This is a genomic window from Desulfuromusa ferrireducens, assembly GCF_055389805.1.
Map to the genome: position 1 here is coordinate 403,545 of NZ_AP042415.1, position 17,939 is coordinate 421,483.

At 51.9% G+C, this 17,939-nt stretch carries 16 protein-coding genes and 1 pseudogene; 7 read left to right on the top strand and 10 right to left on the bottom strand.

From position 1 onward, the window contains the following. Nucleotides 1–792 precede the first annotated feature (792 nt). The 7 genes and pseudogenes from ACZ5PT_RS01800 (at nucleotide 793) to ACZ5PT_RS01830 (ending at nucleotide 7,350) form a co-directional block, all read left to right on the top strand. Nucleotides 793–1,597 (top strand): annotated as a pseudogene (locus tag ACZ5PT_RS01800) (transposase). 120 nt (nucleotides 1,598–1,717) lie between these two features. Next, entirely contained in the window at nucleotides 1,718–2,173 is a 456-nt protein-coding gene (locus ACZ5PT_RS01805) for a DUF3795 domain-containing protein (protein WP_464265102.1), read from the top strand. Between the two features lie 673 nt (nucleotides 2,174–2,846). Further along, nucleotides 2,847–3,422, top strand: a complete 576-nt coding sequence (locus tag ACZ5PT_RS01810) for a pentapeptide repeat-containing protein (RefSeq protein ID WP_464265103.1) — start codon at nucleotides 2,847–2,849, stop codon at nucleotides 3,420–3,422. A gap of 194 nt (nucleotides 3,423–3,616) precedes the next feature. After that, nucleotides 3,617–4,198, top strand: a complete 582-nt coding sequence (locus tag ACZ5PT_RS01815; protein WP_464265104.1) for a hypothetical protein — start codon at nucleotides 3,617–3,619, stop codon at nucleotides 4,196–4,198. A gap of 382 nt (nucleotides 4,199–4,580) precedes the next feature. Beyond that, nucleotides 4,581–5,054, top strand: coding sequence for a PaaI family thioesterase (locus ACZ5PT_RS01820; protein WP_464265105.1), 474 nt, complete (start codon nucleotides 4,581–4,583; stop codon nucleotides 5,052–5,054). Nucleotides 5,055–5,785: 731 nt separating this feature from the next. Next, nucleotides 5,786–6,415: a flavodoxin family protein gene (locus tag ACZ5PT_RS01825; protein WP_464265106.1), complete on the top strand. Its 630-nt coding sequence runs from the start codon at nucleotides 5,786–5,788 to the stop codon at nucleotides 6,413–6,415. 257 nt (nucleotides 6,416–6,672) lie between these two features. After that, nucleotides 6,673–7,350: a spermidine synthase gene (locus tag ACZ5PT_RS01830; RefSeq protein ID WP_464265107.1), complete on the top strand. Its 678-nt coding sequence runs from the start codon at nucleotides 6,673–6,675 to the stop codon at nucleotides 7,348–7,350. 6 nt (nucleotides 7,351–7,356) lie between these two features. Here ACZ5PT_RS01830 and ACZ5PT_RS01835 read toward each other — a convergent pair whose 3' ends face one another. The 10 genes from ACZ5PT_RS01835 to nuoG are packed head-to-tail and all read right to left on the bottom strand — an operon-like array spanning nucleotide 7,357 to nucleotide 17,890. Continuing rightward, nucleotides 7,357–7,761 carry a CoA-binding protein gene (locus ACZ5PT_RS01835; RefSeq protein WP_464265108.1) on the bottom strand — a complete coding sequence of 135 codons (405 nt, stop codon included), beginning with the start codon at nucleotides 7,759–7,761 and terminating at the stop codon, nucleotides 7,357–7,359. A 14-nt stretch (nucleotides 7,762–7,775) separates the two neighbouring features. Beyond that, nucleotides 7,776–8,399 (bottom strand): glutathione S-transferase family protein, encoded by a 624-nt coding sequence (locus ACZ5PT_RS01840; protein WP_464265109.1) that lies wholly within the window; start codon nucleotides 8,397–8,399, stop codon nucleotides 7,776–7,778. A gap of 28 nt (nucleotides 8,400–8,427) precedes the next feature. Beyond that, nucleotides 8,428–9,843: an NADH-quinone oxidoreductase subunit N gene (locus ACZ5PT_RS01845; RefSeq protein ID WP_464265110.1), complete on the bottom strand. Its 1,416-nt coding sequence runs from the start codon at nucleotides 9,841–9,843 to the stop codon at nucleotides 8,428–8,430. Next, nucleotides 9,840–11,330 carry a complex I subunit 4 family protein gene (locus tag ACZ5PT_RS01850; RefSeq protein WP_464265111.1) on the bottom strand — a complete coding sequence of 497 codons (1,491 nt, stop codon included), beginning with the start codon at nucleotides 11,328–11,330 and terminating at the stop codon, nucleotides 9,840–9,842. The genes ACZ5PT_RS01845 and ACZ5PT_RS01850 overlap by 4 nt, the downstream gene beginning before the upstream one ends. After that, the gene (gene nuoL, locus ACZ5PT_RS01855; protein WP_464265112.1) at nucleotides 11,331–13,187 is read right to left on the bottom strand and encodes an NADH-quinone oxidoreductase subunit L; all 1,857 of its coding nucleotides are present in this window, start codon (nucleotides 13,185–13,187) and stop codon (nucleotides 11,331–11,333) included. Further along, complete coding sequence (gene nuoK, locus ACZ5PT_RS01860) at nucleotides 13,187–13,492, bottom strand: NADH-quinone oxidoreductase subunit NuoK (RefSeq protein ID WP_464265113.1); 306 nt, start codon at nucleotides 13,490–13,492, stop codon at nucleotides 13,187–13,189. Before nuoK ends, nuoL begins: the two co-directional genes overlap by 1 nt. Continuing rightward, the gene (locus ACZ5PT_RS01865) at nucleotides 13,489–14,016 is read right to left on the bottom strand and encodes an NADH-quinone oxidoreductase subunit J family protein (RefSeq protein WP_464265114.1); all 528 of its coding nucleotides are present in this window, start codon (nucleotides 14,014–14,016) and stop codon (nucleotides 13,489–13,491) included. Before ACZ5PT_RS01865 ends, nuoK begins: the two co-directional genes overlap by 4 nt. Further along, nucleotides 14,013–14,543, bottom strand: a complete 531-nt coding sequence (nuoI, locus tag ACZ5PT_RS01870) for an NADH-quinone oxidoreductase subunit NuoI (protein WP_464265115.1) — start codon at nucleotides 14,541–14,543, stop codon at nucleotides 14,013–14,015. The genes ACZ5PT_RS01865 and nuoI overlap by 4 nt, the downstream gene beginning before the upstream one ends. A 3-nt stretch (nucleotides 14,544–14,546) precedes the next feature. Continuing rightward, nucleotides 14,547–15,539, bottom strand: a complete 993-nt coding sequence (gene nuoH / locus ACZ5PT_RS01875; protein WP_464265116.1) for an NADH-quinone oxidoreductase subunit NuoH — start codon at nucleotides 15,537–15,539, stop codon at nucleotides 14,547–14,549. Further along, nucleotides 15,536–17,890, bottom strand: a complete 2,355-nt coding sequence (gene nuoG, locus ACZ5PT_RS01880) for an NADH-quinone oxidoreductase subunit NuoG (protein WP_464265117.1) — start codon at nucleotides 17,888–17,890, stop codon at nucleotides 15,536–15,538. Before nuoG ends, nuoH begins: the two co-directional genes overlap by 4 nt. Nucleotides 17,891–17,939: the final 49 nt, after the last annotated feature.

Genomic DNA, 17,939 nt, shown 5'->3' on the forward strand with positions numbered 1-17,939 from the left:
ACGCTTCTGCTTTAAATTTAAAAACAAAACCTATTGCGGTGGGTCACGAAAGTTTACGTCGCCGCCGGTTATCGTTACCCGTTTGATGCTAAAATTGAGCTTATGGCACCTACAAAATCATCATCATTCGATTTTAAAATTGTGAAATGGATTTTTGTGCCATTACTCATAATTCTACTGGCAGTGTCATTTATAAAGCGTAATTCAAGAAAAAATAAATGTGAATCAGAATGTGATTTTATAGGCTACTCAGAATCAAAATACTATCCGCCATTAAGGGAAATTGAAGAAAAATGCCTATGCATTGATCCAAATGACATTGAAAGAAAGAACAACATAAAGATTGAACTTAAATAAAAAGCATCTATCAATAAAATTAACGCGGCCTACTTCTGCTTTAAATTTGAATAATTCGGTGGGTCGCAAGCAGTTCGTCGCTGCCGGCTATCGTTACCCGTTAGCTGTCGAAATTTATAAAATCAGAGGATTTATTATTAGCCATGTTCTTTCTGAGAATTACACTTTTTTTGATTATTGCGTTGGGGATTCTTGTCTATTTAATCTCAACAAAGATCAGGTCAGAATTCTTAAATACTGGAGGTAAAATCATCCCACTATTTCGGGGTTCCAATGCGGAGTTTAAGGCATTTTGCAAATATCCTCCAACCCAATATGCTTCCAAATTGTTAAAACTAAGAAAGAAACTTTCAATTGTATTAATTATCGCTGTTATTGTTTTTTTACTAGTTATGTTATCCGTAGCCTTGGAACAAATTTAAAAAACAGCTAACAATGGCACGAGCGAACCGACATCATATTCCCGGGCAGGTGGGGCACCTTACCCACCGTTGTCAAAAAAAAAGAATTCCTTCTGAAATTCGCAAAGGATAGACGACGCTGGCATTCCTAGCTCTTTGAAGCAAAAAAACGCTTTGGCTTGCGGGTCCTCAACTACGTGGTGACCTCCAACCACATCCACCTCCTGGTGGTCGACAATGGGCCGGATGTCATCCCCAAGAGTCTTCAGTTGATCGCCGGACGGGTTACCCATGAATTCAATCATCACAAGGAACGTAAAGGCGCATTCTGGGAGGATCGTTACCATGCAACGGCTATTGAATCGAATGAACACCTTCAGCGCTGCCTTGTTTACCTCGATCTGAATATGGTTCGTGCCGGCGTGGTAAATCATCCCTCTGAATGGGCGATGGGCGGCTACAACGAGATTCAGAATCCGCCTGAACGCTACGGCGTGATTGATCAACCTGGGTTGCATCACCTCTGTGGATTTTCTGACCCTGGGCACTTTTGCGAGCAGCACAGGCAGTGGGTTCTAGACGCCATAAACAAAGGTGGGTGCCAGCGAGAAAGTTGCTGGACAGAGAGCATTGCCGTTGGCAGTTCAAGGTTTATCGAAGAGACCAAGGTCAAACTCGGGATCAAGGGAGTCGGCAGAAAGATCGAAAAGCAGGAGGACCGATTTGTTCTGCGAGAAGAACCTTCACCTTACAGCGCTGATTTGCCCAGCCAAAAGGGACTTTTAAGCTCAGAAAACAGTTACTATCTTGGAACTTCCCTTTTGGGATCGATGAGTTAGCTTGGTCCGACCCCGGAACCACCGGCCACCGGAGGGCTTGAGCCGTGTGCGGTGAAAGTCGCATGCACGGTTCTTAGAGAGCCCGGGGCTACTCGGCTATTTAAATAATTTGGAGTTGAAATGGACCCTAAACAAAAAACGGCTTATTGTGGCATCTATTGTCCTGATTGTATTCGTTACAATAACAAATATGACACTTATGCCCGTCAACTTCGAGATGAACTCGAAAATATTGAATTCCACAAATATGCAGAAATAGAAACTCCATTTGGGGCTAATTTCCAAAAATATAATGAATTTACTGAAGTATTAAATGCACTATCGAATACACAATGCGACAAACCCTGTAGAGTCGGCGGTGGATGCTCTGGAACCCCCTGCAAGATAATGGAATGTTGCATTTGCAATAACTATGACGGTTGTTGGGAATGTGCAGAAGTAGACGAATGCGACAAATTTGACATTTTGGAGCCACGGTGTGGGCAAATGCCTAAAAACAATATTAAAAAAGTTGAACAGCATGGAATTCAAAATTGGTCTAAGACAAGAGATAAGTTTTATGTCTGGTCAAAATAGTAATCGTTGCTTCAAAAAAATATAAAACTAAATCAACGCGGGCGAAAATACGTCTGTTTTAAATTGAAAAGCAAAACCAATTGCGGTGGGTCACGCAGGTTCGCGTCGCCGCCGGTTATCATTACCCATTGAGGCTATTATAAATGTCATATCTTTCTTCTACATACGACGATGGAAACATTATCCATATAAAAGAAAATAAGTTTTCTTCGTTATTTCTTTCGTTAGGTTACCTACTGATTGGTTTTATCTTTATAAGCCCAATGGTTTACATGGTAATAGATCAATATTCCATTAAAATTATATTGTATATAATTTCAGCCATTTCATTTTACATATCAGCTGTAAATTTTTTATCCAAAGCCTACGTGAAAATAAACAAAATCGACAAATCAATAAGTATCAAAACACATAAAGATAAATTTACGTTCAAAAAAATAAATCTCAAGCTCAATGAAGTAAATTACATTGAATTTAAACACACCACTCCCGGGAAAAATTTAAACTGTTATGAAATTGGAATTAAACTGCTATGCGGTGAATATATTTTACTTGAGAAAAGTCACAATGACGTTCATGCAGAGAATTTAGCTTCATTACTTTCAAAAACAATTGGCTGTACAATTAACACTAAATCTTAACCGTAAACCTAATAAAACAATGCGGACGAAAAATGGAATATTTTGACAGTTACAATCAAACGTTGGAATTTAAAAATAAGCAATTGAAAGACGAAGAATTTATTAATCTTGAATTTTGGGATTGCAAATTTATCAAATGCAACTTTACCGGAACAATATTCGAAAAATGCCGTTTTGAAGATTGTGTATTTATTGAATGCAATATTAGCCTACTAAAACCTAAATATTGTTCATTTGTTGATGTTGATTTTAGGAATTGCAAGGCAATTGGTATTAATTGGGCAGATTCGGCAACGCCTATCAATATTAACTTTTACTCTTGCACCATTAACTCATCATCTTTTTTCGGCTTAAATATTTCACAGATAATAATAAACGATTGTAGTGCAAAAGAGGTTGATTTCACTGAAGCAAATTTAACTAGAGGTAGCTTTAACGCGACCAATTTCTTGAACAGCCGTTTTTCAAAAACCAATTTAACTCAATCAGATTTTCGAAACTCCACTAATTACGACATTAACCCTGAATCTAATCTATTAAAAAAAACCAGATTTTCTTCTCCTGAAGCTATTTCCTTACTTTCAGGGCTTGATATCATTTTAGACTAACCAAAAATCACTATTGAGCTAAGTATTAGCTCTTTTGGCTCTCCGTAGTTAGCTACCGTACAACAACTTAATCAACGCGGACGGAAAATGCTTCTGCTTTAAATTGAAAAGCAAAACCAAAATTTCGGTGGGTCACGCAAGTTCGCGTCGCCGCCGGGTATCATGAACCGTTAGGCGTAAAAAGAATATGAATCATGTTTTATAAAGAAATTTTGAGTGCTATTGCCATTGTAATTACGCTTGTCGCGTTTTTGCCATATATCCGTTTGATCATTCAGGACAAAATCAAACCACACGTATTTACATGGGTTATTTGGGGAACTACAACAGTTGTGGCTTTCCTTGCACAGCTTGAAGACAACGGTGGGGCTGGTGCTTGGCCAATAGGTGTCTCAGGAATCATCACAATATTTATCGGCCTATTGGCGTATTCAAAACGAGCAGACATTTCCATTACCAACACAGATTGGCTGTTTTTTGTTCTGGCAATGTCGTCTTTGCCATTCTGGTATTTTACATCTGACCCACTGTGGGCGGTCGTCATTCTTACAACTGTAGATGTTTTCGGGTTCGGACCAACGGTCAGGAAGGCATATGCAACACCTCGTTCCGAGTCCGTACTGTTTTTTTCGTTATTGACGGCGCGCAATCTCATCGCGATTGCAGCGCTTGAGAATTACACGGTAACAACAATATTGTTTCCCGCTGGGATTTCAGTTGCGTTCATTTTGTTAATTGCAATGGTTAGTTATCGAAGACGGACAACAATAAAATAAACGCCTAACAATAGAATGAAGCCAATGGAATGTAGTTGGGTGCTTCCCGAAAATCAAAATCTAAAATTTCGGTGGGTCACGCAATCTCGCGCCTGACCTGCTACCCGTTATAAGTCCAACTTGAGAGGGCTAATGATCGCAGACTACACTGGCAGCCAGAGCGAAGTGATAACGCATGCAATTGCCAACGCATCTTCAGTGCTTGATGTTGGTTGCGGAGATGGTGCTAAAACTCATTTCATATCACAACATGTCAAACATTCTGTCGGCTTAGTGAAAAAGTAGATAACTTATAGCAAATCAATGTCCGTTATCTGTCAGAAAATAGATATATTCCGATCACTTAAGTGTCATGCTAATCATCACAAATAAGGATTCCAAAGTGAAACAGAGAGCGTTCCAAGACTGCTATCCGGAAGAACTAAGTCATTGTTATGGATGTGGTAAGAATAATGCGAATGGGCACCAGTTGAAGAGCTACTGGGATGGTGATGAAACAATTGCTCATTTCTCCCCCGAACCATATCATATGGCGACTCCAGACTATGTTTATGGTGGACTCATAGCCTCTTTAATTGACTGTCATGGAACGGCTAGCGCTTCAGCAGCATCTTACCGAACGCCGGCGATAGAACTAGGGACGAAGCCGAACCTTCGATTTGTTACTGGTTCTCTCAAAGTGGACTACCTAGCGCCAACCCCTCTAGGAGTCGAATTAGAGCTCCGCGGAGTTATCATTGAAATTAAAGAACGAAAAGTTACTGTTGGCGTATCCGTATCTGCGGGTGGCAGGGTCTGCGCGAAAGGGCATGTGATTGCTGTTGTGATGCCAGAGAATATGGCACCGAAGAAATAAGGGCTAACTAAACCAGCAAAGAAGTTGCTCAGTTCGAACACTGCCCTTGACTAGAACAGATTATTATCATCGAAATCAGGACAAAGGTATCAATATTTCCTCGGTAATCAATCAGTGGCAATTGATGAACATGCTACATATGATGAAAAATATTTGTCGATTTGGGCTGGCCTAACAGGAAAAAGGACCAACGTGGCTCAAATATGAGCTAAGTTCTTATTTTCAAACGCAACCGAACGATTATTGCTGGAGCATGGTGCTGCTGACCGACAACCGTTCTTACGAAGAAATTCAAACGGGCTCGAGGAATACCCTATGAAGAGGGGTTTTCTACAAGCTCGGTAGAGGCCAAAAAATGATTTGTACAAACTGTAATAAGGAAATAATGATATTAAAAAAAGAAACTGCGGCGCTAATATTACTCGTTTCAATCCCACTGGTCGTTGCAATTTCAGGGTTCAATTCCGCATCGTTGCTGTACTCAGTGATTTTTCTCGTGGTTGGTTTAAAATGGCTAATCCAAAAGCCTTCTCGATCATTTGTCTGTGAAAAGTGTAAAATTGCTCTGGCCTGCGAACAATAAAGCCTCTAACAAACTAACGCGGACGGAAAATACATCTGTGCAAAGTTGAAGAACAAAACCAAACTGCGGTGGGTCACGCAAGTTCGCGTCGCCGCCAGACCTCATGACCCGTTAGCCGCAAGCAGAATAAAGGCATCGAATATCTGTCATGACATTAGAAATTAACGAAGAACTGATTAAACCCAAGGTTTTAGCTATTGGTGCCAGCCCCCGGAAAGGTGGCAACTCCGACATCCTCCTCAAGCACTTTTGTACTGGTGCGAACAAAGCCGGAGTGGAAACAGAAGAAATCCAATTAAGGGATTGTCAATTGACACCGTGCATCGGTTGTGAACTTTGCCGGAAAACCGGAGAATGTTCCCGCTTTGATGACGACATGGTGGGTATCTATAAAAAAATTATTGAATCACGTGGGCTTGTTTTGATTTCCCCTGTGCACAATTACAATGTCACGGCATGGATGAAAGGCTTTATTGATCGGCTCTATTGTTTTTACGATTTTGCTGAACCGCGACCAGGTCATTGGAGCAGTAAGCTTGCAAACCAAGGCCGTAAAGCCATTGTCGCAGCCGTTGCCGAACAGCAGAGCAAGGAAGACATGGGTTTCACTCTGGAAGCCATGCAGATGCCACTTGAGGCCCTTGGCTATGAAATCAATCTAAAATTCCCTGTTTTGGGCATTTTTGATAAAGGCAAAGTCGCCGATCGCCCGGATATAGTCCGCATTGCGGAAATGCACGGTGAAAAATTGGGCAAAGATATTAAGGAACCATTCTAATAGAAACTGTGACGAACGAGACAATCAACGCGGCCGGAAATGATTGCTGCCACAGAATTGATCGCTTAGAATTTACGTTCAATCGAACATTCTGCAAAGCAGGAAGCTACGGAAAGTTCTCCCAGACTTAAACTAATTGTGCCATTATCAAAGTTCATTTAGCAGCGCAGAAAATGGCAGGGCCGCCAAAAACCATTTCCCTGTCCAGCCTGCGGTCCCCTTGTATGGATCGGCCATTGCCGAGACGAGAGAAATCAATGACACCCTGGACATTACTCGATACGGCACAGATCCCCGGAACCGAAAACGAACTCTGTCTCTTCCAGAGCGAGGAGCATTTTTCGATCAGCATCAACAGCGGCGGTCAGTTGATGAATACCATTGAGCATGCGTCGGAAGATGCACTGGCCAAGCTGCCCTGTCGAAAAATCGCCGACCGCCCCCAGCCGCGGGTTTTAATCGGTGGTCTGGGCATGGGGTTTACCCTGGCCGCAGCCCTCAAGCACCTTGGCGATAATGCCGAAGTGGTGGTCGCTGAACTGGTCCCCGCCGTGGTCACTTGGAATCGAGGCCCACTGGGTGCACACTCCGGCGATCCACTGTCAGATGGACGAACCACCGTCCGCGAGGGGGATGTCGCCAAAATCATCCGCGCCGAGCGGCAGGGATTTGATGCGATTCTGCTCGATGTCGACAATGGTCCCGAAGGACTGACGCGCAAGAAAAACAATTGGCTCTACAGTATGGATGGGTTGACTGAATCCTACACGGCACTGCGCCCCGGTGGCATTTTGGCGGTGTGGTCGGCCAGTGCCAACCGGCCTTTCATGGAAACCTTACGCAAGGTTGGATTTACGGTAAAACAGGTCCGGGTACGAGCCGCTGGCAAAAAAGGCGACCTGCATGCCATCTGGCTCGCTGAGCGCGGACCCTAAATAACTTCAGTGGTCACTAAAGCCCAATTCCACCAGCACACAGGTGCCATCGGCTATCAGGTTAATACCTTGTTGCTGACAAAAACTGATCGCGGTGTCACTCTGTGCGCCCGGTTGCATCCAGATATTTTCGATCCCTTTAGCCGCCGCCATCTGCACCACTTTCTCAGTAATCTTCGGCGGGGTAATCACTGAAATACTCTTCACCTCATCCGGCAGGTCGGCAACCGAAGCCACACAGTCCAGCCCCTCGATCTCTTTTTGCGCCGGATGAACCGGGATCGCTCGGTAGCCGTTTTCCAGATAACAGCGCAGCACCTTATTGCCGAACTTGTCACGCTTATTGGACGCACCGACCACACCGATCACCGCTGAGGTCAGAAACTTTTCTACCTGTTCCTTTTTTGCCATCATTGTCTCCGTTATTATTGAGCGCTTTTTTCCCGGACACGCGCCCGTTCAAAGGCGGCCCGCCCACAAATACGTTGTTCGTATGCTTCCAGACTGGGGGTGCTCGGCGACAGCTTTAACGCCCGCGCCCAAAGCAGGGTATGAGCGACAAGAATATCCGCCATGCTAAAGCGCTCGCCAACCAGGTACTCCTTCTCACCGAGCCCCACTGCCAGCACCTTGAGCGCCCGCTCAAATTCCCAGGGGGCGACAGCCAGAATCTCCGGCACCTTTTTATCTTCAGGAAAAACAAAGCGATGCTTGTGGATGGTCCAGAGCGGCTGTTCCATTTCGGCCAGCGCGAAAAAGCACCACTGGTCGTACTTGCCTCGTTCCGTAGTGCCAGGCCGGGGAACCAATCCGGATTCGGGATGCCGATCACCCAGATAGGTACAGATCGCCGCTGATTCAGTCAGAACCAACTCACCATCGACCAACACCGGGAGTTTTCCAAAAGGGTTCAGTTTAAGAAAATCGGGATTCTGCCCCTGCCCTTTCATCAAATCGACCAAGTGATAAGCGTAATCAGCACCGATCTCTTCCAACGCCCAGGTGACGCGCGCCGAACGACTGCGCGGCATTCCGTAAACTTGGTACATGGCAGGGGATCCTTTCTGGCGACTCCCGCTAAGGCAGGACCAGAGCGACAAGGTTCAACAACGGCCCTGGATAAACCCCGAAGGCCAGCACTGCGGCAACACAGCCGCCGAGCAGGATGAACTCCTCGCGGCAACCGGAGCGCAACTGACAGGCGGATCGGTCCTGCATAAACAGGACAATGATCGGCCGCAAATAGTAATAGAGCGAGGCCAGCGAAGCGAGGATGCCAAGCACGGCCAGTTCACTGTAACCGTGACGCAGGGCGGCATGGAAAATCCCGAACTTGCCGAAAAAACCGGCCAGCGGCGGAACCCCGGCGAGAGAGAGAACAAAAACCGCCAGCGCCGAGGAACGGCGCGGATGCAGATAACCGAGCCCGGTGAGATCGCGATAATCCTGGATTTCACCATCCTCCGTTGCCCAGGACGTCAGCACCCCGAAAGCGCCGAAGGTCGCGCAGCAATAAACCACCAGATAGAACAGCAGCGCCCGGCCACCATCTGCGCCGCCAACCAGTAAAGCGACCAGCAGGTAGCCCATGTGCGTGACCGAAGAATAGGCCAGCATCCGCTTCAGGTTGGTTTGCGCCAGGGCGGAAAAGGTGCCAACCAGCATGGTCAGAATCGCTAGCGCCCAGAGCACCTGCTTGATCTCGCCACCGGCGTCACCCAACCCGGCCAAAAGCGGCAAAAATGCGGTCAACACCGCTCCCTTGGCCGCCGTCGCCAACAGACCGCCGACCGGGGCCGGCGCGCCCTGATAAACATCGGGGGTCCAGAAATGGAAAGGGACCAGAGAAATTTTGAAACCGATCGCCACCAGCATCATCGCCCAACCGACCAGCCCGAGCGGACGCAAGCTACCATCAAGCTGCAGGCCGGCCATAGCTTCGGCCATGTGCAGACTGCCGGTCGCGGTATAGATCAAGGCAATACCGAAGGCAAGAAAAGCGGAGGAGACGGCCCCAAAGAGCAGATATTTCAGCCCCGCCTCAGCGCCGCGATTATCGACCCGGTTAAAGGCAATCAAAATATAAAGCACCAGGGTAAAGGCTTCCAGCGCCAGAAACAGCCCGAGCAATGAAGTCGCTGCCGAGAGCAGGCTCATACCGGCGCCGGCAAACAGCAGCAGGGCGCTATATTCACCACCGCCGTAATCGTGCAGGTCAGCATAGCGGCAGGAAATCAACAGCGTGGCGGCAATCAGCAGCGACCAGGCCACGGTACAAAAGCGCGCATATAACGAAGTACTGTACATGCCGGCGATTTCCGGCAACGGTGGCTCCAATAGCCCGGCAGCCAGTGCGGCACAAAGAGCCAGCGCCATCCCGGTCAACAACCAGAGGCGGCGATTGCGCACCCAGGCACCCAGCATCAGTACTACGGTGGCGCCGAGCACCATGATCAATTGTGGCAGCAGGGACTGCAGTTCGAGCAAACTCATGGGGTTCCTCCCTGTTGCAACAGCAAGCGCACCGGTTCCTGCAACGGATCGAGCAGCGGCTGCGGGTAGCAACCAAGCCAGACCACCAGCAGCGCCAACGGAATCAGGATCAACCATTCCCGCGACTGCAGATCGGACTTGTCAAACGGCTCACAACAAGGACCCCAGATAACTGCCTGCACCAACCGCAACATATAGGCGGCGGCCAGCAGCACGCCGATAACGGCGATCGAACCCCACAGTGGATGACTGGCAAAAACGCCGATCAGTATCAAGATTTCACCGGCGAAGTTGGCCAGTCCCGGTAGACCAAGAGAGGCAAAAGCAAAGAACAGAAAGAACGCCGACAGATTCGGTTGACTCTGCCACAACCCGCCCAGGTGACCGATATCGCTGCTGCCAGTGCGCTGGCGAATGATGGAGATCATCACAAACAGGGCGCCTGTAGTCACACCATGATTGACCATCAGCAGGATGCTTCCTTCCCAGGCAGTCTGATTCCAGGCGGCCAGGCCAAGCATCACCAGTCCCAGGTGGGAGATCGACGAATAGGCGATAACCCGCTTCATATCGGTCTGCTGATAGGCGATCGCCGCCGCATAGATAATGCCAACCAATCCGAGCAACGCCAATACCGGGAGGGCTTTTTCTGCCGCCAGCGGAAAGAGCGGAAAGGCAAAACGGATGATGCCGTAAACGCCGGTTTTCAGCAACAGACCGGCAAGATCGACCGAACCGGCCGCCGGGGCCTGCTCGTGAGCGTCGGGCAACCAGGCATGGAAAGGAAACAGCGGCACCTTAACGGCAAAGGCGGACAAAAAGCAGAGAAAGAAGATCATCTCCTGCGCCGGAGACAGTTGCGTCTGCTTCAGCGCTTCCAGGGCAAAGGTATAAACCCCGGTCTGCTCACCGTGGAGCAGATAAAGGCTGATCATCGCCAGCAGCATCAACAGGCTACCGGAGAGGGTAAAGAGCAGAAACTTGACGGCGGCATAGACCCGGCGCTCATGCCCCCAGATGCCGATCAGGGCGAACATCGGGATCAGCACCAACTCCCAGAAGAGATAGAAAAGCACCAGATCCAGAGCCAGAAAAACGCCAATTATCGCCGTGCCCAGCACCAGAATTAAAGCATAGAAAAAGGCCGGATGATGCTCGACCCGCCAGGAGACCAGCACCGCGACCACCTGCAGAAAAGCAGTCAGCAGCACCAGCAGCAACGAGATCCCGTCCAGCCCCAGGGTGTAGCGGATACCGAAGGTTTCGATCCAGCGATAGTCTTCAAAAAGCAGCCAGCCAGTGCTGCCGGTGTCGAGAAAAAACGCCAGTGACAGGCTCAGCACCAGCACCAGCAAGGTCGTCCCCAATGCCAGCCAGCGACAGGCCTGCGCCGATTTCCGGAACACCAGGCACAGCAGGGTGCCAATCATCGGCAACCATAGCAGCAGGCTCAGAAAAGGAAATTGCATGGCTGTCTCAGTCATCATTTATGCCACCGCCCTTAACAAAAACCAGCCGACAATCAACAAAAAACCCCAGGCAAAACCCTGTAAATATCGAGGGATTTTGCCGTCGGAAAATGAGCGCAAGCCTTGCCCGCAACGCAGACAGCCAGCAACCAGAGCATCCAACAACCCGTTGATCAGCCCCATCTCCACTCCCTGCCAGCAGAAACGGCAGAAGAGACGGAACGGACGCAGCAATAAACGCTCATAAAGGGCATCAAAGTACCAGCCGGCGAGCAGAAAAGCGCCAACCGCTCCAGGCTCACTGCTGGAGAACTTGCGATAGCGCAGATGCGCCAGCAGCCAGCCAAGCAGAAACACTCCGCCGGCCATGCCGATCAGCAGATATTCACTCTGCAATGGCAGCTGCAGCAGTTCAGTCTCGCGACCCAACCAGCTGGTCAACCAGGAGTGACCACCGAACAGGTGCGGCAGATTCAGCAGACCACCAGCCAACCCGAGCAACGCCAACGGCGGCAGGGTCCAGAGCATCAGCTTCGGCAGTTCATGGGGTAATTCTTCACCTCGAAACTCTCCGGCAAACACCAGGTAGGCGAGACGGAAGCTGTAAAAAGAGGTGATTGCGGCGGTCAGGATGCCCAGCCCGTAGAGGCCCAGGTGGAAGAGATCACCTTTGGCAAAGGCGCTGGCCAGAATCAGATCCTTGGAGAAAAACCCGCCAGTCAGCGGTGCCCCGGCGAGACAGAACAGCCCGGCCAGAAACAACCAGAAAACCGGTTTGGAGCGCTGGCGCATGCCGCCCATCTGGTAGATATCGTTTTCGTGTCCAGCCAGGTTGATCAAGCAGCCGGCGCCCATGAACAGCAGCGCTTTGAAAAAAGCGTGGGTCAACAGATGGAACATCGCCCCGGAAACGCTGCCGACGCCGACGGCCAGAAACATGTAGCCGACCTGGCTCATGGTCGAATAGGCGAGCACCCGTTTTATCTCGCGCTGCGCCACGGCGCAACTGGCGGCATAGAGTGCGGTCAGGGCACCGACCGTGGCGATCACGCCCATCGCCAGCGGCGACAGGGAGACCAGCGGAAACATCCGGCAGAGCAGGTAGACCCCAGCGGTGACCATGGTTGCGGCGTGAATCAGCGCCGAAACCGGCGTCGGTCCGGCCATGGCATCCGGCAGCCAGGTCATCAGCGGCAACTGCGCGCTCTTGCCGCAGGCACCACCCAAGAGCAATAGCGCCAGAATGGTGAGCGTGCTCGGCTCAAGCTCCAGCACCCGGCTGTTGATCTCCTCGATACCGATGGTGCCAAGCAGGGCAAACAACCAGAGCAGGGCAACGGTGAAAAACAGATCACCGATGCGCGTGGCGATAAAGGCTTTGCGTCCGGCGGCGGCGTTTTCGGTTTTGCGGTACCAGAAACCGATCAGCCCGTAAGAGCAGAAACCGACTCCCTCCCAGCCGAGGAACATCAGCAGCAGGTTGTCGGCGAGGATAATCGTCAACATGGCAAAAACAAACAGGTTGAGCAGGGCGAAAAAGCGGGCCTGATCGCGGTCCTCTGCCATGTAGCCGGCAGCATAAAGATGAATCAGACTGGCGACACCGGTCACCATCAGCGTCATGCAGGCCGCCAGCGGATCGAACAGCAGACCGACTTCGGCACGAAAATCACCACTGTGCAACCAGGTAAAGAGCGTGGTTCGCAGGCCCTCTGCAGCCTCAGGCAGGATCGCCAGACAGGCAAGGAAACTGCCGATGACCGCGCCGCTGGCCAGCATAGCCGGGACCGGGCGCGGCAAACGACTGCCCCAGCAAGCGTTCACAACCCCGCCGCACAGCGGCAGCAATAATGTCAGGATCAGCAGCAGCGCCATCAACCCCTCATTTCGTTAAAGGAACGCACATCGATCGAACCCTTGCGGCGTTGCAGATAGACAACCATGGCCAGGGATATCGCCACCTCGGCCGAGGTCATCGCCATCAGAAATATCACCATCACCTGCCCGTCAAGCTGCTGCCAGAAGGCCGAGGCACCGACCAGCGTCAGGCCGACGGCGTTGAGCATCACCTCGATGCCGATCAGCATCATGATCAGGTTGCGCCGCGCCAGCACACAGCCGAAACCGAGCAGAAAGAGGATGGTCGAAAGAATCAACAGGTGCTCCAATGGAACGATCATTTAGCACCTCCGGGCAGCTTATCTTTGCCTTCCGGCCGACCGATATAAAAAGCCCCGACCGCGGCGAACAGCAACTGAAAGGAGACGATTTCGATCGCCAGGGCGTACTCCTTGAACAGCGCGTAGCCGAATTCACGCGGCGTGGCATGCCAGCGCGGCACACCTTCGCCAGCGACCGGATCAAGGCCGATCAACAACAGGGTACAGGAGACCAACGCCAGCGCCAGCAGCATCACCGGCAGCCACTGGTTTTTACTGACAGCAGGACGGTCGGCGGCGGAATCAGGCGAAAGCTGCAGCATCATGATGATAAATAAAAACAGCACCATAATCGCCCCGGCATAGATAATCAGCTCCCAGGCCGCCAATAAGGGCGCACCGAGCAAGTAAAACAGGATCGCCAGGGCAAAAAAGCTGTTGACCAGATAGATCACCGCGTGCACCGGGTTCTTGCGGGTAATCGCCAGCAGCGTGGCAATAACGGCGATGGCACCGAGCAGATAGAACATCAGGGTCGCGATCATGGCAGCAGGTCCTTGACATCAACCGGGGCCGACTCGCTCGGATTGCCGCCACGGGGAGCGGTCACGCCGATGCCGGCCTGACGGTAAAAGTTATAGTCCGGGTGGCGACCACAGTGATCGACCAGCAGATCCTCTTTTTCATAGACCAGCTTGAGCGGATCGCGCCCCGACAGTTCAAAATCCGCCGTAACCTGAATCGCCAGGGTCGGGCAGGCCTCGGTACAGAGTCCGCAGAAGATACAGCGGGCGAAGTTGATGCGGAACCAGGCAGCATAACGGCGACCGTCCTCCGCTTCGGCTGCCTGCATCGAAATACAATCCACCGGACAGACGCCGCTGCACAGATGACAGGCGACGCAGCGCTCGGCACCATCTGGATCGCGGGTCAGGATCAACCGGGCCCGGTAGCGTTCGGGCAAAACCGCTTTCTGTTCCGGGTACGACACAGTCACCGGTCGGCGGAACATGTTGCTCAGCGTCACCCAGAATGGCTGCAGCGAGCCTTTTATGTCACGAAACAGCGGCATCTTCTATCCTATCCATAACAGCACGGCAGCGCTGACCAGCACATTCAGCAAGGACAGTGGTAGCAGCACCTTCCAACCGAAGTTCATCAATTGATCGTAGCGCAGCCGGGGCATACTGCCGCGCACCCAGATAAAAAAGAAACAGATCGCCAGCACCTTGAGAAGGAACCAGACGACCCCCGGCAGCCAGGGTCCGTGCCAGCCACCGAGAAAGAGGATCGTCAGGATCGAACTCAACACCACCATATTGATGTATTCGCCGACGAAAAACAGCCCGAAACGCATCCCCGAATACTCGGTGTGAAAACCACCGACCAGCTCGTTCTCCGCCTCCGGCAGGTCAAAAGGAATGCGCTTGCTTTCAGCAAATATACAAATCAAGAAGATTAGAAATGCCGGCGGATTGAGCAGCGCAAAGGGGATCTGCTGCTGCGCCATGACGATGTCGGTCAGCGAGAAGGAGCGCGCCATCATCACCACCGGAACTACCGACAGCCCCATCGCCAGTTCATAACTGATCAACTGCGACAGTCCGCGAATGGCACCGATCAACGAATATTTCGAATTGGAGGCCCAGCCACCGAGGGCCAGTCCATAGACGGCGACGGACGACAAGCCGAGAAAATAGAGCAGACCGATATTCAGGTCGCAGACCACCAGCGGCATGGTCTGACCGTAAATCTCCAGGGTCGGACCGAAGGGGATCACGGCAAAGGTCAACAGTGCCGTCAACGCCGACAGGCCCGGTGCAATCAGGAACAACCACCTATCGGCCGTGGCCGGAATAAAATCTTCCTTGGTCAGCAGCTTGATCAGGTCGGCCAGCGGTTGAATCATGCCGAACGGGCCCGCCCGGTTCGGTCCGTAGCGCAGCTGCATGCGGGCGAGAATCTTCCGTTCGGCCAGAACCAGATAGGCGGCCATAAACAGGACTACGCCGAACACCAGCACCAGTTTGACCAGAATCAGGCCAAGAAGGACGAGCTGTTCTGTCATGCTTGGCCTCCCTTAGAAACCTGACAAAAGCTAAGTTTGTCGCCCGGCACCAACTGCGGGAAGGCGGCACTGTTTTCCACCAGCGCGCAACCCGCCGCCATGGTTTCGGCACAGCCCAGCGGCAACGTGAACCTTGCGGCAGCGGTCTGTAAAATGACCGCGTCCCCCTCTTTAAGTCCGCGCACTGTCGCATCATGCGGATGCAACACCAGTTTCGCGGCGGAAAACCGGGGCGTCAATTTATCCGAGTAGCGACTAAGCAGGTCGCTGCCGTAGCGGGCCGGGGTCACCACCAACTGCAACCCATCCTGTAACCCTTCGGGCCGGTCATCCTCGTTGAGACTCCGTTCATCGACAGCAGCGACTCGCCGACTGAGGCCACCGGGCTGCAATGCAGAAAAACCAGCCAGCCGCGGCAAAGCGGCCTGCACCTGCTGGCGAACCTGCTCGAGAGAATCCGAACTGCCGAGTAATTGTTGCAGCAACTGCCAGGCCGGTTGCGGATCGTCGCCGGGGGTCAGAGCAGAAAATTCCCGCGGCGGATTGCTGCCGGCTCCAGTCACAGCGATCGGCAGACCCGGCTCGATCACCGCAGAGAACAGTTGCGGCCGTCCTTCGTTATTGACAAAGCTGCCGGCCGTCTCAAGCGGCGCGGTACTCGGGATAAATAAGCTGGCATGGACACTGAGCGGCGTCGGCAGATAATCGAACACCACCAATTCGTCGAGTTTCGCCAGAGCGTTGCCAAAGCGCTCACCCTCGGGCGCTTCAAGAAGGGGATCGGTTTCCAGACAAACCAGCATTTTGACCCGCCCGCTCTCCAGGCGGGTCAACAGATCATCCTGTTCGGGCAAACTGAGCAAGGCGCTGCCAAAACTGTTCGGCCCACCGAGAATCGGATGAATCTTACAGGGGCGGGTCTGGTTGGAAACCTCTATCGCCAGTTTGCGTAATTGCAATAATCCACCAGCGCCAAGCAGATCACCGCCGGCAACCAGCACCGGCCGTTCCGCCTTAACCAGCAAGTCACGCAGCTGCTCCGAGTCCGGCCCCTTGCCCTGTTCCAGCAGTGCCCGAAGCTGTAATGGCGCAACCGCCTGATGTTCGAATTCGCAAGGCAATTCAACCGGCCGCGGATCATAAACCAGCACCCGGCCGTTGTTGCGCACCGCTTGCCGTAACGCCACCGCCAACATCGGCGCTTCGGCCAATGGATCGACGCCGAGAACCACCACCAGGTCGCTCTGGCGAACCTTTTCCAGCGAAACCAAACGGTCGGCCAGATCAAAGGCAGCGACCTGTGCCGCCTGATGACGCGGAATGTGCGCCGACAACAGTGGTGCCCGGCAATCAAGCTCTTGGCCCCAGCGCTGCAGCAACCAGTTCGCCTCCAGCGAGGCGCGATTCGAACCGAGCAGCAACACCGCTTCCGGCCCATGCTCGGCAATCAACCTCCGCGCCTGGACATCAAGCTGCGCAAGGGCGTCGTCGACGGACAATAACTGCTCCTTGCTGCGCGCCTGACGCGGACGCTGCGGGTGGTTGACATAGCTGCTGCCAAAGCGACCGCGATCGCAGATAAAGAAACCGTTGACCTTCTCGTTAACGCCACTGCGAATCCGCTGCAGTTCGCGGTAACGGCCACCGGGAACCGTCGCACAGCCGAGCGAGCAGTGCGGACAGACCGACGGCGCCTCCTGCAAATCCCAGCTGCGACTCTTAAAACGGAAGGTTTTATCGGTCAACACTCCGGTCGGACAGGCATCGATGATATTGCCGGAAAAATCACTTTCCAGCGGGCCATCGGCAAAGCGACCGAAAAAGACCCGGTTGCGCGAGCCCATCACACCGAAATCGCGCCCGCCACAGTAATCCTGATAGGTCCGCACGCAACGGTAGCAGGTAATACAGCGGTTCATCTCCTGAGCGACAAACGGCCCAAGCTGCTGATTATTGTGGGTGCGTTTTTTCCCCGTATAACGGCGGATGCCATGCCCTGAGGCGATGGTCATCTCCTGCAGCTGGCATTCGCCACCCTCATCGCAGACCGGGCAATCGTGGGGATGATTGAGCATCAACCACTCGCTGACCTGGGCGCGAAACGCCACCGACTGCTCGTCGCTGGTACTGACCACCATCCCCTCTTCGGCCTTGATCAGGCAGGACATCTTCAGCCCCTTGAACAGTCCGTTATGGATGGTTACAGCGCACATGCGACAGGCACCGACAGCACCGAGCGCCTTGTGATAACAGAAGTGGGGAATAATAACCCCCAACTGCTCGGCAGCTTCGAGAACGGTCGCCCCGTCGTTAACGGTCACCTGTTGATTATCGATAGTCAGTGTCGGCATGTGTTTGTTCTGTCTCTTTTGTAGGGGCGACTCATGAGTCGCCCGGCTT

What these genes read in the sequence shown, in the direction of transcription:
- ACZ5PT_RS01805 (WP_464265102.1), top strand. Translation starts at nt 1,718, where the DNA reads ATGGACCCTAAACAAAAAACGGCTTATTGTGGCATCTATTGTCCTGAT.
- ACZ5PT_RS01810 (WP_464265103.1), top strand. Translation starts at nt 2,847, where the DNA reads ATGGAATATTTTGACAGTTACAATCAAACGTTGGAATTTAAAAATAAG.
- ACZ5PT_RS01815 (WP_464265104.1), top strand. Translation starts at nt 3,617, where the DNA reads ATGTTTTATAAAGAAATTTTGAGTGCTATTGCCATTGTAATTACGCTT.
- ACZ5PT_RS01825 (WP_464265106.1), top strand. Translation starts at nt 5,786, where the DNA reads ATGACATTAGAAATTAACGAAGAACTGATTAAACCCAAGGTTTTAGCT.
- ACZ5PT_RS01830 (WP_464265107.1), top strand. Translation starts at nt 6,673, where the DNA reads ATGACACCCTGGACATTACTCGATACGGCACAGATCCCCGGAACCGAA.
- ACZ5PT_RS01835 (WP_464265108.1), bottom strand. Translation starts at nt 7,761, where the DNA reads ATGGCAAAAAAGGAACAGGTAGAAAAGTTTCTGACCTCAGCGGTGATC.
- ACZ5PT_RS01840 (WP_464265109.1), bottom strand. Translation starts at nt 8,399, where the DNA reads ATGTACCAAGTTTACGGAATGCCGCGCAGTCGTTCGGCGCGCGTCACC.
- ACZ5PT_RS01845 (WP_464265110.1), bottom strand. Translation starts at nt 9,843, where the DNA reads ATGAGTTTGCTCGAACTGCAGTCCCTGCTGCCACAATTGATCATGGTG.
- ACZ5PT_RS01850 (WP_464265111.1), bottom strand. Translation starts at nt 11,330, where the DNA reads ATGATGACTGAGACAGCCATGCAATTTCCTTTTCTGAGCCTGCTGCTA.
- nuoL (WP_464265112.1), bottom strand. Translation starts at nt 13,187, where the DNA reads ATGGCGCTGCTGCTGATCCTGACATTATTGCTGCCGCTGTGCGGCGGG.
- nuoK (WP_464265113.1), bottom strand. Translation starts at nt 13,492, where the DNA reads ATGATCGTTCCATTGGAGCACCTGTTGATTCTTTCGACCATCCTCTTT.
- ACZ5PT_RS01865 (WP_464265114.1), bottom strand. Translation starts at nt 14,016, where the DNA reads ATGATCGCGACCCTGATGTTCTATCTGCTCGGTGCCATCGCCGTTATT.
- nuoI (WP_464265115.1), bottom strand. Translation starts at nt 14,543, where the DNA reads ATGCCGCTGTTTCGTGACATAAAAGGCTCGCTGCAGCCATTCTGGGTG.
- nuoH (WP_464265116.1), bottom strand. Translation starts at nt 15,539, where the DNA reads ATGACAGAACAGCTCGTCCTTCTTGGCCTGATTCTGGTCAAACTGGTG.
- nuoG (WP_464265117.1), bottom strand. Translation starts at nt 17,890, where the DNA reads ATGCCGACACTGACTATCGATAATCAACAGGTGACCGTTAACGACGGG.